Source organism: Anaerolineaceae bacterium oral taxon 439, assembly GCA_001717545.1.
GTDB lineage: Bacteria > Chloroflexota > Anaerolineae > Anaerolineales > Anaerolineaceae > Flexilinea.
The window spans coordinates 496,473-510,640 of sequence record CP017039.1; the positions used below are offsets into that span (position 1 = coordinate 496,473).

Below are 14,168 nucleotides of genomic sequence, written 5' to 3' on the forward strand. Positions count from 1 at the left end.
AGAAAAAAATGAAGAAAAAAAAGTTGTTGTTGGTTTTATGTTCGGTTGTTCTCGTTCTCCTGATCGGGGCGATCGTGGTTTCGGCGGAGGACGCCGGCGAAATCATGGACGCGGAGCCGGTCGGCGATGGGAAGCTGACGGTCTGGGTCGCGGGAAACACCCCTGATATTCAGGAAGCCTTCAATCAGGTCATTGAAAATTTCAATCAGAACAACCCGAAATTTTCCGTGACCGTCGAATTCATTCCCTGGGGCGATCTTTCGACGAAGCTGACGACCGCGTTGTCGGCGAAGGTTGGCCCTGATTTGTTTATGCATGGCGTCGCGGCCAGCGCCGGCTTCATGGGTAAGGACCAGATCGAAGACCTGACGCCGTATTTTGAGGCGCTTCCGGATCAGGACGATTTTCTCGCCAACCTGATTTCCGCCGGGAGCGTCGATGGGAAGCTGGCGATGATGCCGGTTCAGGTTACCAATTACATGCTGATTTACCGGAAAGATCTTTACGAGGAAGCCGGACTCGATCCCGAAAATCCGCCGGCGACCTGGGAAGACCTCGCCGCGGCCGCTGAAAAGCTGACGAAGCGCGACGACCTCGGAATTACCGTCGCAGGGCTGCAGCTTCCCGTTGAGGGCGCGGACGTTGAAATGGCCTACCTGCCGATCCTGCGGTCGATGGGGGGAGATTTATTATCCGACGATTTTAAAACGGCGGCGTTTAATTCCCCCGAGGGGTTGAAAGCGCTCCGTTATTATCTCGATTTATTTGAGGTTCATCAGGCTTCGTCGTTGACGCCGCTCCCAGGCGATCCGACCGTTCCTCCGATTGCCCGCGGTTCCGCGGCGCAGGTTATCTCCGGACAGTTCAGTCTGGCGCAGATTAAAACCGCTTCGCCGGAACTGTATTCGCAGGTCGCCGTCGTCGCTCCGCCCGCCGGGGAATCCGGAAAGCCGTCTACGATGTCGTCGTTTTCGGGTTTCATGATGAACGCCGCAAGCGAGCGTAAAGAAGACGCATGGACGCTGATGCGGCATATTGTCAGCCCGACGAGCCTGACGATTATCGACGGGAGTTCGCTTTTCCTTCCGCCGCGGAAATCGCTTCAGTCCGCGCCGTTTATTACCGACGACCCGCTTTTCGAAGCGTTCGCGCTCGGTCTCGAATACGGCGCAGGGAATCCGAATATTCCGGCCTGGGTCGAAGTTCGCAATACCATGGTGGAACATCTTGTTTCCGCGCTGAACGGTCAGTCAACCGCCGAAGAAGCGCTTCAGGCCGCGGAAGAAGCGGTCAATAAGGTCCTTTCGCAGTAAAACGAACGGTTCAGATTTTACGGCTTCGGGCGTGGGTCGCCGCGCTCGAAGCCGGCCTGGATGGATCATGATCAAAACGCTATCACGCGGCGCGGCGAAAAAACCGCTCAGCCAGAAGACAAAACGGACTCTTTGGGGCTATCTCTTCGTATCGCCCGCCCTGATCTACTTCCTGATCTGGGTGTTTTTACCGGTTGCCGCGTCGTTCGCGCTGAGCTTTACGAATTACAATACCGCGACCGCCGACTGGGTCGGGCTGAAGAACTATATCGATATCTTTACGCAGTCCAAAGTCCATACGGCGCTCGTCAAAACGATTCAGTTCGGACTTGAGCTGATTCCCGCGAACCTGATCCTTTCGCTGTATCTCGCGGTTCTCGTCGACCAGAAAATCCGCGGCGTTTCGTTTTTTCGGACGATTTACTATTTACCGGTCCTGACCTCGCTCGTCATCGCCGGAATCGTTTGGGCGTCTCTCTTCGATCCGCGGACCGGGGCGATGAATTGGCTTCTCCGGCTCCTGAAGCTCCCCCCGCAGCAATGGCTCTACAATCCCGATTTAGCGCTGCATTCGGTCGTCGTCGTCCGGATCTGGAAGGGCGTCGGGTATAACATGATGGTCTTTCTGGCAGGGCTGCAATCGATTTCGCAGGAATTATACGAGGTCGCCGCGCTGGACGGCGCTTCCGCCTGGGCTCGTTTCCGCTATATTACCCTCCCGCTCCTGAAACCGACCGCGTTTTATATTTTCGTCATGGCCTGTATCAGCTCGTTTCAGGTTTTCGGCGAAATTTACGTCATGACGCGCGGCGGCCCGGCGGGAGCGACGCGGACGCTGATTTACCTGATCTATGAGGAGGCTTTCCAATACACAAAAATGGGGTACGCGAGCGCGCTGGCGTTTGTCCTTTTCCTGTTTGTCGCGGGAATCGCGCTGTTCAACCTGCTGTTTGTCAATCGTTTCGTTGAAGAGAATACCTGAGGAACAGATGATAAACAGGATGTGACAGGGCAGGGAGCAAAGGAGGAATCATCACATGAAAACGATTGAATATTATATGAGCCTTCCATATCGGCTGGAAATTATTCCTGACCCGGATGAAGGCGGTTATGCAGCGCGCTATCCGGAACTTCCGGGGTGTATTACGGTCGGGAGCCCTATGGAAGCTGTTGTGGAAAATGCAGAAGACGCAAAAAAGGAATGGCTCCTGGCGGCTTTGGAAAGCGGAACCAATCCAGGTTATGAAGCGAAGCATGAACGGGGCGGAAAGCGCGTTTAATGATCGAGGATGAGGGAGAATGAAGAACCGGCTTATGAAGCTCGTCAAAAGAGGCGCGGTTTATTTGCTGATGATCGTCGCCATGGTTCAGCTGGGCTTTCCGTTTTTCTGGATGGCGACGTCGGCGTTTAAAACGCCGCAGGAAATTCATTCGCCGACGCCGGTCATTTTTCCGTCCGCGCCGACGTTCGAAAACTTTCGGAAAGCGTTCAGCGCCGCGCCGTTCGGAAAATATGTGATGAATACGCTGCTGGTCGCGGCGGTCGTGACCGGTACGACCGTGATCCTCTGCGCGATGGCCGGGTACGGATTTGGACGGCTTCCGTTCCCCGGACGGGAAGCGATTTTCGTCCTGTTTATTTTAGCGATGGCGCTTCCCGGCGAGGTTACGCTGATTCCCCGGTTTTTGATCGCGAAGAATTTCCCGTTTTTCGGCGGAAATAACTGGCTCGGGAAGGGCGGAATCGGGCTGATCGACAGCTTCGCCGGGCTGATTATTCCCAACCTGATGAGCGTGTTCGGCGTATTTTTCCTCAGGCAGTTTTTCCGGACGCTCCCGAAGGATTTGGAAGACGCGGCGCGGATCGACGGCGCGTCGGAATTCGGGATCTTCTGGCGCGTGATGCTGCCGCTGACGAAGCCGGCTTTAACGACGCTGGCGCTGTTTACGTTTACCGGGGCCTGGGACGAGTTTATCTGGCCGCTGGTCATCCTGAATCATTCGGATAAATACGTTGTCCAGCTGGGCCTTTCCGTTTTCTTTGGGGAACATTTTGTCGAATGGGGGCCGATGATGGCGGCTTCATCGCTGGTAAGCCTTCCGGTTATCGCGCTCTTTCTCTTTACACAGGCGTCGATGGTCAAGTCGATCGCGACGACGGGCATGAAAGGATAAAAATATGAAAACACGGTTTCTTGATCTGCTGCGCGCCGCGCAGGAGGGTTCGCGTTCCGGCGTACTGATCGCGAGCCTGCCGCGGAACGACCCGGAGCTCGCGCGCGCGGCGCTGGCGGGCGGGGCGGACGTCCTCAAGGTTCATCTCAACGTGACGCATAACGCCAGCGGGGTCCGCTTCGGTTCGCTCTCCGAGGAAGCGGCGAACCTTGAAGCAATCCTGCGCGCGGCGGGGGAGGTTCCGGTCGGGATCGTTCCGTCTGGAAACGCCGATCTGAAAAAAGATGAACTGGAAAAACTCGATGGGATGGGGTTTGATTTTCTTTCCCTGTATGATGGTCATGCGCCTGTCGGAAGCCTTCCCGGAAGGGACCGGCTGTCAAGAATGATCGCGCTGTCGTCCGAGGACGACCGTTTTCTCGCCGCCCGCTTTCCGCGTCTTGCGATCGATATCGTCGAGCTTTCCGTCATGGACCATCAGACCTACGGCGAACCGTTTACGTATCGCGACCTTGCGAAAATTTCGGACCTGATCGCGGCGGTCGCGCCGCTCCCGTCCGTTCTCCCGACGCAGCGGCGGATTACCCCCGAGATGGTCCCGGAGTTGATCGGCGCGGGCGTCTGCGGCCTGATGATCGGGGTGATCGTCGCCGGGCGCACGCCGGAAAGCTGGAAGGCGGCCTGCGGCGCGTATCGGCGCGCGCTGGCGGGTTCCGCGTCATCATAATAACAGTGGCATGGGGAATATAAGGGTTTCAAACGCTGTGCCATATGTTTGAAAGAGGGAATAAAATTAAAAAGACGTGGATAGCTATGTTTTGGATCTTGCGCCGGGCGGGGCGGGCTTCTTAGCATGGGGAAGACGATGCGCATTATTGGGATTCTTCCGCTGGACGACCGTCCCGCTACCCGGATTTTTCCGGAGCGGATCGCGGCGATCGCCGGAATCCGCGCGCTGACGCCGCCGCGCGAGGCGCTCGGTAATTTTCGGACGGCCGGCGATTTCGAAGCGCTTCGATCGTGGCTGCTGGCGGCTGCGCCGGCGGTCGACGGTTTGATCGTTGCGGCGGACATGCTCGCGTACGGCGGGCTCGTCGCATCGCGCCGGGCCGATCTTCCGCTTGAGACGGCGGAAAAGCGGCTGGCGGTTTTGAAGGAGCTTCGCCGCCGCTTTCCGGAGCTTCCGATCGCGGCCGCCGGAGTCCTGATGCGAATCTCGCTGACGGTTTCGGACAGGGCGAGCGAGAAAATTTATCGCGACCTGATTCGGTACTGCGAAGTCCGGTACCGCGCCGACGAGCTCCATGAGGAGGAGTTCCGCGCTGAGAAGGAGCGGCTGGCGGACGCGATCCCGGAAAGCGCGCTCCGGACGTTCGAGCGGGCGCGGGCGCGGAATTTTCAGATTAACCAGCGTCTGATTGAAATGAAAGCCGACGGGACGCTTTCCGACCTGATCCTTCTCCAGGAGGATTCGTCTGCCTGCGGGCTGCATCTTTCCGAACAGCGGCTTCTTCGTCAGCGGATCGACGCGTTCGGACTGCGCGGCGAGGTTCTTCTCTATCCCGGAGCCGACGAAGGGACGCAGACGTTATCAGCGCGCTGGATCAACGGCGGCGCCGCGCCGGCGGTCGAAACGATCTATACCTCGGAACGGATGGCGTCGGCGGTCATGCCATATGAACATTGTCCCCTCAGCGAGTCGCTCTCGAATCATCTTCGTTCCGCCGGGTTCCGGACCGGCGCGGGAGGGACGCTCCCCTGCTTTTGGGTTCATACGCCCTGCGGCGACGCCGAGCGGGCGGCCGCGGCCGCGCGAATTGAGGAGCTTCTCCGCTCCGGGAGAATGGTCGCCGTCGCCGATGTCTGGAAAGCGAACGGCGCGGATTCGGCCTTCCTGGAAGAGCTCGACGCCCGCGGGCTGCTGCCAAAGCTGTCGGCGTACGCTGGGTGGAACACGGCTGGAAATACGATTGGGACGGCGCTTTCGTTTTATTCGGCGGTCCTGAAGCTTGAAAGCGATGCGGATGGAGCGCTGGCTGCGGCGGAAGAGCGGCGGCGGGCGCGGAAGGTTTTCCTTTGGGAGCGGCTGGCGGACGATTGGGGCTATCAGAGCGTCGTTCGTCCGATGATCGAGGCGCGCTGCGACAGGGATGGGATCGATTACCGTTCGCTGGGCGCTGCGCATGCGTCGATCGAAGCCGAGGTCCGGCGCGCGCTGAGCGGCTGGATCACGGTTCATCTCCCGCCGGAGAAATTCGGACTTTGCGGTCTTGCTCCGGAAATCCGCCTGCCATGGGGGCGGACGTTTGAAGTGGAAGCGCGCCTGGTTCCCGGAAGCGGCGGCAGAGGCGGGAAAGCCTCTGAAGCTTAAAACAGACTGTAAAAATTTAAACGGAGCGCGCGGAAAGCTTAATTATGGCCGGATCCGGATATCGTTCAGCCAATCAGCGCGTCGGGAAACATGGCGAGGACCTCGCCGCCGCGGAAGCGGTTCGCCGCGGGTACCGCGTCCTGACGCGGAATTTAAGGACCCCGTTCGGCGAAATCGATCTTGTTCTCGAATCGGACGCAGCCTTCGTTTTTGCGGAGGTCAAGACGCGGCGTTCTATCCGTTTCGGTCTTCCCGAAGACGCGGTTACTCCGGCGAAGCTGGCGCGGATGCGCTGCTGCGCTGCGTACGTGTTTAACGATCTGGATAATCCGGCTCGGAAACCGTTCCGCCTGGACGTGATCGCGCTGCTCCGCTCGCCGGACGATCCGGCGGGATATACGCTGCGCTGGATTGAAAACGTGACGGAGGATGATTAAACCGGTAAAATAGCTTCAGGATTCAGAAAAACTGAGGAGAACGGATGCGAGAAGTCGCGATTTTTGAAATCGGCCAAACCCCCGTCGCGGAGCACTGGGACAAAAGCCTTCTGGAGTTGGCCGGCGAACCCATTTTACAGGTCTTTGAAAAAACCGGGCTGACGACTGTCGACGCTATCTTTGTTGGCAATATGCTCTGTGGATCGGCGAACCGGCAGCTGCATCTGGGCGCGTATGTCGCCGATTGGGTGGGCGCGCGAGCCGCCGGCGCGGTGCATGTCGAAGCAGCCTGCGGGTCGGGCGGTGCGGCGTTCCGCGCCGCGCTGATGGCGGTTGCTTCCGGCGACGTCGAGACCGCGATTGCGGTCGGGGTTGAGAAGATGACCGACTCCCCTTCGGCCGAGATTTCGTCGGAACTGGCGGGAGCGTCCGACGCCGATTTTGAGCGGGAAATGGGCGTTTCGTTCGTCGCGCTGAACGCGATGGTCATGCGCCGGTACATGCAGGCGTACGGATACGCTAAAGAAGATTTCGCCGGTTTTTCGATCAACGCGCACGCTAACGGCGTGAATAACCCGAACGCGCGTTTCCGCTATCCGATTACGAAGGAGAGTTACGCGAAGTCGCCGATGGCGGCGGATCCGATCAACGTCCTGGACGCGTCGGCGATGGGCGACGGAGCGGCGGCGGTTCTCCTCGTCCCGTTCGAACGGATCGCCGGTCCCGGGAACGCGATTAAAGTCGTCGGTTCTGGCTCGGCGACCGATACGATCGCGATTCATGATCGGCGCGATCCGCTCTGGCTGAAAGCGGCGGAACTCTCCGCGGCTCAGGCGTACCGTCAATCCGGCCTGTCGCCGCGGGAAATCGACCTGTTCGAGATGCATGACGCGTTTACGATTATCGCGGCGCTGTCGCTGGAGGCCTGCGGCTTCGCCGAACGCGGAAAAGGCGTTCGCCTGGCGGACCCGGAGTTGATTTCGCCGCGGGGAAAGCTGCCGCTGGCGACGATGGGCGGGTTAAAGGCCCGGGGTCATCCGGTCGGCGCGACCGGCCTGTACCAGCTCGTCGAAGCGATCCAGCAGCTGCGCGGCGAGTGCGGCGCGAATCAGGTCGACGGCGCGCGGATCGCAATGGCGCAGAATATCGGCGGATCCGGTTCGAACGTGTATACGCATATCCTGCGTCGCTGATTTTCGCGGGGCAGTAACCTGTTCGCGTTTGCCTTCTTGAACTATAATTATTTCGACATTTCGATTTTCAATATATGACTGTCATTAAGCACCCTTGCCCGGTTGGTCAAAGGCGAAACGATTCAAAGGTTAGAAAGGGTTAAAACAATGGAATTTCATATTTCCTCTCAGGCGCGAAAGAAATACAAGTTCAAGGCAAGTCTGTTCCGGTATGATGGGAACGTTATTTTTGCTGATTTTCATGCGGTTCGCCGCTTCGCGGATCAGCTCAACGCGGTTCGCCGTGAATCGGGCGATCGGGAGCAGGTATATCCCGGCCTGATCAACGCGATGGGGCTGATCGACGAAATCATGCATCATGTGATTCATGAATTCAAAAAAGCGCATCAGCCGGACCTGAACCAACGCGCATACGAAAAATTAAAGGCGGCGCCGGCTTTATCGGCGCTCGACGATTCGCTGATGGCGTTCTGCGACGCGTTTCCGCCCGGCCCGGTTTATCAGGAAATCCAGACCGTCCCGGCTTATTTCGCCGAAAATAACCCGTTAGGAGAACCCAACCGTTATGAGGTCGTCGAGGAGCTTCTCGTTCTCTGGATCACGAATCGGAACCCGGCGGCGATGAAGGCGTTTGACGATTTATTCGACGAAAAGACGCTCCGTGAAAAGACGGCGTATTCGGAGATCGTCCGCGTTCTGACCGCGTATATCGAGACGCTTCCGAAAATCGAGGGCATGTCGCTCGTCGAATTCCTTCTTCTTCCGGCGAAACTCCATCCCGATTCGCTCTTCGATCAGCTGGATTTCATTCGTCGGAACTGGAGCGCGTATCTGGGCGATTTCCTGCGCCGCCTGCTGATGTCGATGGATTGGATGCGCGAGGAAGCGCGGGATCATGGTTTCGGCCCCGGCGAGGTTCGGATCCCGGTTTATAGCGACGGCGTCGGCGGATTCGGCGAAGATGAATACGAAGCGTTCAGTCAGGACAGGGAATGGATGCCGCGGCTGGTCCTGATAGCGAAGAACGTTTACGTCTGGCTGGACCAGCTGAGCCGGGAATACGGTTACCCGATTCGAACGCTGGACCAGATTCCGGACGAAACGCTCCGGACGCTTGCGGATCAGGGCTTTACCGGCTTATGGCTGATCGGGCTTTGGGAACGATCGGCGGCGTCCGCGCGGATTAAGCAGCTCTGCGGCAATCCGGAAGCGCTGGCCTCGGCGTACTCGCTGCGCAGCTACCAGATCGCGTCCGATCTTGGCGGCGAGGAGGCGCTGCGCGGACTGGAAGCGAAGACCCGGCGGTTCGGGATCCGTCTGGCCTCCGATATGGTTCCGAACCACATGGGGATCGATTCAGAATGGGTCCTTTACCGGCCGGATCTTTTCCTCTCTCTTCCGTATAGCCCCTTCCCGTCTTACACGTTCAACGGGCCGAACCTCTCCCCCGATCCGAATATCGGGATCTTTATCGAGGACCATTATTACACGCGCGAGGACGCCGCCGTCGTTTTCAAGCGCGTCGATTTCAATACTGGCGATACGCGCTATATCTACCATGGAAACGACGGGACGACGATGCCCTGGAACGACACGGCGCAGTTGAACTACCTGAATCCGGAGGTTCGCGAGCTGGTGACGCAGACGATTATCGGCGTGGCGCGGCGTTTCCCGATTATCCGTTTTGACGCGGCGATGACGCTGACCAAGCGGCATTATCAGCGTCTCTGGTTCCCGGAACCGGGAACGGGCGGCGATATCGCGACCCGGTCCGAATATGGCCTGACCAAGGCTGAATTTGATCGGGCGTTCCCGGAAGAATTCTGGCGCAATGTCGTCGATCGGATTGCGGCGGAAGTTCCGGATACGCTGCTGCTGGCCGAGGCGTTCTGGCTGATGGAAGGGTATTTTGTTCGGACGCTCGGGATGCACCGCGTATACAATTCTGCGTTCATGAATATTCTCCGCGACGAGGACAACGCTAAATACCGCGTATTGATCAAGACGACGCTCGACTTCGAGCCGGAAATTCTGAAACGATACGTTAACTTCATGAATAATCCGGACGAGAAGACCGCCGCGGAGCAATTCGGCAAAGGCGATAAGTATTTCGGGATTTTAGCGATGATGGTGACGATTCCCGGGCTGCCCATGTTTGGGCACGGGCAGCTTCAGGGCTTTACCGAGAAATACGGGATGGAGTACCGGCGGGCGTACTGGGACGAGCAGGTCGATTGGGACCTGATGCGCCGGCATGAACGGGAGATTTTCCCGCTTCTTCATCAGCGCCGCCGCTTCGCCGAAGTCGACAACTTCCGTCTTTATAATTTCGCGACCGGTTATGGAAATACCGACGAGAACGTTTTCGCATATTCGAATTTTGGCGAGGGCAAGAAATCGCTTTTCGTTTACAACAATCGCTATGGCGATACCCAGGGCTTCGTCCGGCAGTCGGTTCCGTACATTCCCGCCGGATCGACGGATAAGGCGACGGTTGAAACGACGCTTGGGGACGCGCTTGGGCTGCGTTATGAACCCGACCGCTACGTCATCCTTCACGACGAAATCCGCAAGCAGTATTTTATCCGTCCCTCGATCCGGCTGATGAACGAGGGCTTGTTCCTGTCGCTCGGGGCGTACGAATATTACGTCTTTAACGATATTTATGAAATTCATGACGATCTTCAGGGAAGCTGGGGGAAGCTCTGCGCGGAGCTCGGCGATCGGGGAACGGAGGATATTTATACCGCGCTTCAGGAGCTGGCGCTCAAGTACATCCTGGATCCGTTCCGCTGGTCTTACGACGGCGCGAAGCTGCGCTGGCTGGAGGAACTGGTCGGGACCGGCGTCGGGGATCCGGACGTCTGGCAGCAGGTTGTCAACGGTACCTGGCCCGATTTCGAGCGCCTGGCGAACCTGTTCAATACCTGGTACGGGGTTCAGGGAAAAGATACTGCGCTGATGTACGATGGGTTTATTCATGGCGTCCGGGAGATGTTGACGCTCCCGGGTTCGAAAGCCGTTCCCGGAATGGCCGCGACGAATCAGGCGCTCGAAAAGTTCGACGTCGCCGTTCGCGAGAATCCCGGCCTTTGGGTCGATACCTATCTGGCCGCGACGCTTCGGTTCATGGCGGAAAGCAAGGTCCCGTCGCGGTCGGCGTTCCCGCCGGTCGATCTTTTCCGCGACTGGTTCCTCGAACGCACGCTTTCTGCCGTGCTTTCAGCGGCGGGTTTTTATCTTCCAACGATCCCGGAACAGGTCGAGACGATCCGCTGGCTTTACCTGATCGGGCTGGACCGGCTGCGCGCCGTGCGCTTCGATACGATCGATCTCGTTTTGGACGACATTCTTGAGGCGGAGGAAACGCGCGTACTGCTTCGTGTGAATACGTTTGAGGGCGTCCGCTGGTTCAATCGCGAGATGGCGGAGCTGTTGGGACGGGTTATCCGGATCGGCGGGTATTACGCCCTCGCGTTCGATCCGACGCTGGGGGCGGCGGAACGGAACGCGGCGATCCGCGCGGTCGGGGGACTTTTCGAAACGTTCCAGGCGCGCGTCGAAGCGTCGGAGTACCGCTATGACCGGATGATCGCCATGAAGGCGGCTGTCGCGGACGAGGGCGCGGAAAAGGTCTCGGAGGCGGCCGCGGAGAAGATCGGGGAAGCGCCGGAAAAGCGGAAAAAGAAAATCGGCGCCGAAACGTCCGCTGCGAAAAAAGCTGAGGGAAAGCCCAAAGCGAGAAAGAAGGCGAAGGACTCGGACGAGCCGAAGGAACCGAAGCGGCGGGCGAGGAAGAGCGAAAAGAAGGAAGGCGAAGAAAAGAAGTAGATGATATTAGTGACAGGGGGAACGGGGTTTATCGGAAACGTCCTGGTCCGTAACCTCGTTTCCCTGGGATACCCGATTCGGCTGCTGATCAATCCGTCGACCGAAACGCCGCGGCTCCCGCCCGGGCTGGCGGTCGACGTGGCAATTTCCGGGCTTGACGACGAACGAAGCGTTCGTGCGTCGCTTAAGGGCGTCAGGACGATTTTTCATCTCGTCGGTACCGAATCGCGCGGGATTCATTACGATTTCGAGCGCGTCGATATCCGATCGACCCGGATCCTCGCCGAGCTGGGACGGGAGATGGAAATCGAACGTTTCTTTTACCTGAGTCATTTAGGCGCGGACCGGCATTCAGCTTATCCGTATCTGAAAGCGAAGGCGCTGTCGGAAGCGGCGATCGTCGCTTCCGGCGTTCCTTATACGATTTTACGAACGGCGGCGGTCTATGGGAAGCATGATCATTTTACCGAGGTCTTCGCGCGCTATCTTCGCGCGTTCCCGCGTTTCGTCCCGATCCCGGGGGACGGCTCGGCAAAAGTTCAGCCGCTCTGGGTTGACGACCTGGCGACGTGCCTGCTGCTCTGTTTCGAGGACGCGAAGAAAGCGTTTACGACGATTACGGTCGGGGGGATGGAGTCGCTGACGGTTGAGGAAATATTTCTGATGATTATGGAGGAGTTGAAGATTCAGAAGCGGCTGCTGCGGATGTCGCCCGTCTGGCACCGGCAGCTGGTCATTGCGATGGAACAGTGGTTCCCGAAATTCCCGCGGACGTATTTCTGGACAGATTATCTCGCCGAGGATCGGATTACCGGGATCGACGTTTTACCGAGGGAGTTCTCGCTTGTCCCGACGCGGCTGAGCCGGAATTTATCCTATCTCAGCGAACGCGGATAAGCGGACGCGCCGCCGTTTTCAAGGTCCGGGGAGGCAGGAGATGTTTGATGTTGTATCGTTTTGGCGTTCCGTCGTTAATCAGGAACGGACCCGATTAGAGGATTTTTTTCTTCCCGACGCGGTGATCCGTTGGCATAACACAAACGAACAATTCAGTGTCGGCGAATTTATCCGCGCGAACTGCGATTATCCGGGACAATGGCGCGGTCAGGTAGAACGGGTTGAGCGGACGGACGGGACGATCGTCACGGTCATCCGGGTTTTTGCCGCTGATGATTCGGTCTCATTTCATGTTGTTTCGTTTATCCGTTTACTCGGCGAACGGATCGCGGAATTGGATGAATATTGGAGCGAAGACGGCGAGCCGCCCGACTGGCGAAAAGAATTGCGTCTCGGCAGCCTGATTCGGAGTTTGCCATCGGCCCGTTCGGAAAAGGACGCCGGTCGTCCGTCAGGCGGATTGGCGGGATGATTCAGGAAGCTTGAAGCGGACGCGCCGTTGAGATGGATTTTTGAACCTTAATGGGAGCCATATGGGACTGAAAAATTTTTGTGTGCATGGTCATTTTTATCAGCCGCCGCGGGAGGATCCCGAAACCGGGCGGATTCCCGACGAGCCGGGCGCGGAGGGCTTCGGGAACTGGAACGAGAAAATCACGTCGCAGTGTTACCTGCCGAACGCGGAGCTCGGGAATTTCTCGCGGATCAGTTTCGATCTTGGCCCGACGCTGGGGAACTGGCTTGCGCAGGCTCATCCGCAGCTGCATCGGGCTATCCTCGATCAGGAAGCGGAGTTCTTCGAAAAAAACGGCGTGTCGAACGCCATGGCGCAATCGTATCATCATACGATCCTGCCGCTCTCGCCCCGTGCGGATATGGAAACGCAGGTCAGATGGGGGATTGCGGATTACGAAGCGCGCTTCGGGCGGCGTCCGCTCGGACTTTGGGCGCCGGAGACGGCCGTCAATCTGGAAACGCTCGACGTTTTGGCTGAGAACGGGATCCGGTTTACGATTCTCGCCCCCTGGCAGGCGGAGCCCTCCGACGCGCTCGACCCGTCGCGTCCCTATCGGGTCGCGCTCCCGGGCGGTCGGGAGATCGTCGTCTTTTTCTTTGAACGCGAGCTTTCGCTGAACGCCAGCTTCGATCCCGACGCGACGCTCGACGCCGATCGTTACCTGCGCGAGCTGCTGGCGCCGATGTTCCCTGCGCGCGGTCGTATTCCGCGAACGTTCGTTATCGCGTCGGATGGCGAACTCTATGGGCATCATCAGCCCAACCGCGCTGAATTTCTCTGTTGGCTGACGACCGGAGCTGCGGAAGCGGTGGGCGTGACGCCGCTCGTACCGGCGCAGGTTTTACGGGATGCGAAGAAACTTAACACGGTAAAAATTCGTGAAAATACGTCGTGGAGCTGTCATCACGGCGTGGAACGCTGGCGCGGCGTGTGCGGCTGCGCGGAGCGCGGCGGCTGGAAAGCGCCGCTTCGAGAGGCGCTTAATTTCCTCGCGGACGTTATCGATTTCGAATCGGAACGCGCGCTGGGAAGTTTCGGGCTCGGGCTTCAGGAAACCCGGAACGATTATGGCCGGGTTCTGGTTGGCGCGGAGAGCGCGGACGCGTTCGCGGCGCGCCGGCTTGGAAGCGCGGACGGGGCGGCCGCCGAACGCGTCAAGGCGCTGATGGCTGTGCAGCTCGATCGTCATCGCATGTTTACCTCCTGCGGCTGGTATTTCGAAACGTTCGATCGGATCGAGCCGAAAAATAATATCCGTGCGGCGGCGCGGGCGGTCCGGCGTTTCGACGCGCTCGCCGGGACGAACCTGAAAGATGAGATGGCGGGTCGGCTTTCCGCCGTCCAGGACGCCGCGAGCGGGCTCCGTGGAGACGAGGTTTTCCTGAATGGGTAAAGGGATATTTCTTATGAGCGAGGGAATGATGAAAAATCTGG

At 58.5% G+C, this 14,168-nt stretch carries 11 protein-coding genes and 1 pseudogene; all 12 read left to right on the plus strand.

The window, feature by feature from the left end; all coding sequences use genetic code 11:
- Positions 1-8 precede the first annotated feature (8 nt).
- The 12 genes and pseudogenes from BEQ56_02350 to BEQ56_02405 all read left to right on the plus strand — a co-directional run bounded on the left by BEQ56_02350 (position 9) and on the right by BEQ56_02405 (position 14,127).
- On the plus strand, positions 9-1,313 hold the full coding sequence (locus BEQ56_02350) for a hypothetical protein (GenBank protein AOH42422.1): 1,305 nt from the start codon (positions 9-11) through the stop codon (positions 1,311-1,313).
- Positions 1,314-1,380: 67 nt separating this feature from the next.
- A complete protein-coding gene (locus tag BEQ56_02355) occupies positions 1,381-2,295 on the plus strand; it encodes a hypothetical protein (protein AOH42423.1) in 915 nt (304 codons plus the stop codon).
- Between the two features lie 55 nt (positions 2,296-2,350).
- Positions 2,351-2,542: pseudogene (locus BEQ56_02360) on the plus strand (antitoxin HicB).
- 70 nt (positions 2,543-2,612) lie between these two features.
- Complete coding sequence (locus BEQ56_02365; protein ID AOH42424.1) at positions 2,613-3,488, plus strand: hypothetical protein; 876 nt, start codon at positions 2,613-2,615, stop codon at positions 3,486-3,488.
- 4 nt (positions 3,489-3,492) lie between these two features.
- A complete protein-coding gene (locus BEQ56_02370; GenBank protein AOH42425.1) occupies positions 3,493-4,215 on the plus strand; it encodes a hypothetical protein in 723 nt (240 codons plus the stop codon).
- A 126-nt stretch (positions 4,216-4,341) separates the two neighbouring features.
- Positions 4,342-5,859 carry a hypothetical protein gene (locus tag BEQ56_02375; GenBank protein ID AOH42426.1) on the plus strand — a complete coding sequence of 506 codons (1,518 nt, stop codon included), beginning with the start codon at positions 4,342-4,344 and terminating at the stop codon, positions 5,857-5,859.
- A gap of 44 nt (positions 5,860-5,903) precedes the next feature.
- Positions 5,904-6,296: a hypothetical protein gene (locus BEQ56_02380; GenBank protein ID AOH42427.1), complete on the plus strand. Its 393-nt coding sequence runs from the start codon at positions 5,904-5,906 to the stop codon at positions 6,294-6,296.
- Positions 6,297-6,340: 44 nt separating this feature from the next.
- A complete protein-coding gene (locus BEQ56_02385) occupies positions 6,341-7,489 on the plus strand; it encodes an acetyl-CoA acetyltransferase (protein AOH42428.1) in 1,149 nt (382 codons plus the stop codon).
- Between the two features lie 147 nt (positions 7,490-7,636).
- Entirely contained in the window at positions 7,637-11,320 is a 3,684-nt protein-coding gene (locus tag BEQ56_02390) for a hypothetical protein (protein AOH42429.1), read from the plus strand.
- Positions 11,321-12,217 carry a hypothetical protein gene (locus BEQ56_02395; protein ID AOH42430.1) on the plus strand — a complete coding sequence of 299 codons (897 nt, stop codon included), beginning with the start codon at positions 11,321-11,323 and terminating at the stop codon, positions 12,215-12,217.
- 40 nt (positions 12,218-12,257) lie between these two features.
- Positions 12,258-12,689 (plus strand): hypothetical protein, encoded by a 432-nt coding sequence (locus BEQ56_02400; protein AOH42431.1) that lies wholly within the window; start codon positions 12,258-12,260, stop codon positions 12,687-12,689.
- Between the two features lie 67 nt (positions 12,690-12,756).
- On the plus strand, positions 12,757-14,127 hold the full coding sequence (locus BEQ56_02405; GenBank protein ID AOH44364.1) for a hypothetical protein: 1,371 nt from the start codon (positions 12,757-12,759) through the stop codon (positions 14,125-14,127).
- Positions 14,128-14,168: the final 41 nt, after the last annotated feature.

What these genes read in the sequence shown, in the direction of transcription:
- BEQ56_02350 (AOH42422.1), top strand. Translation starts at nt 9, where the DNA reads ATGAAGAAAAAAAAGTTGTTGTTGGTTTTATGTTCGGTTGTTCTCGTT.
- BEQ56_02355 (AOH42423.1), top strand. Translation starts at nt 1,381, where the DNA reads ATGATCAAAACGCTATCACGCGGCGCGGCGAAAAAACCGCTCAGCCAG.
- BEQ56_02365 (AOH42424.1), top strand. Translation starts at nt 2,613, where the DNA reads ATGAAGAACCGGCTTATGAAGCTCGTCAAAAGAGGCGCGGTTTATTTG.
- BEQ56_02370 (AOH42425.1), top strand. Translation starts at nt 3,493, where the DNA reads ATGAAAACACGGTTTCTTGATCTGCTGCGCGCCGCGCAGGAGGGTTCG.
- BEQ56_02375 (AOH42426.1), top strand. Translation starts at nt 4,342, where the DNA reads ATGGGGAAGACGATGCGCATTATTGGGATTCTTCCGCTGGACGACCGT.
- BEQ56_02380 (AOH42427.1), top strand. Translation starts at nt 5,904, where the DNA reads ATGGCCGGATCCGGATATCGTTCAGCCAATCAGCGCGTCGGGAAACAT.
- BEQ56_02385 (AOH42428.1), top strand. Translation starts at nt 6,341, where the DNA reads ATGCGAGAAGTCGCGATTTTTGAAATCGGCCAAACCCCCGTCGCGGAG.
- BEQ56_02390 (AOH42429.1), top strand. Translation starts at nt 7,637, where the DNA reads ATGGAATTTCATATTTCCTCTCAGGCGCGAAAGAAATACAAGTTCAAG.
- BEQ56_02395 (AOH42430.1), top strand. Translation starts at nt 11,321, where the DNA reads ATGATATTAGTGACAGGGGGAACGGGGTTTATCGGAAACGTCCTGGTC.
- BEQ56_02400 (AOH42431.1), top strand. Translation starts at nt 12,258, where the DNA reads ATGTTTGATGTTGTATCGTTTTGGCGTTCCGTCGTTAATCAGGAACGG.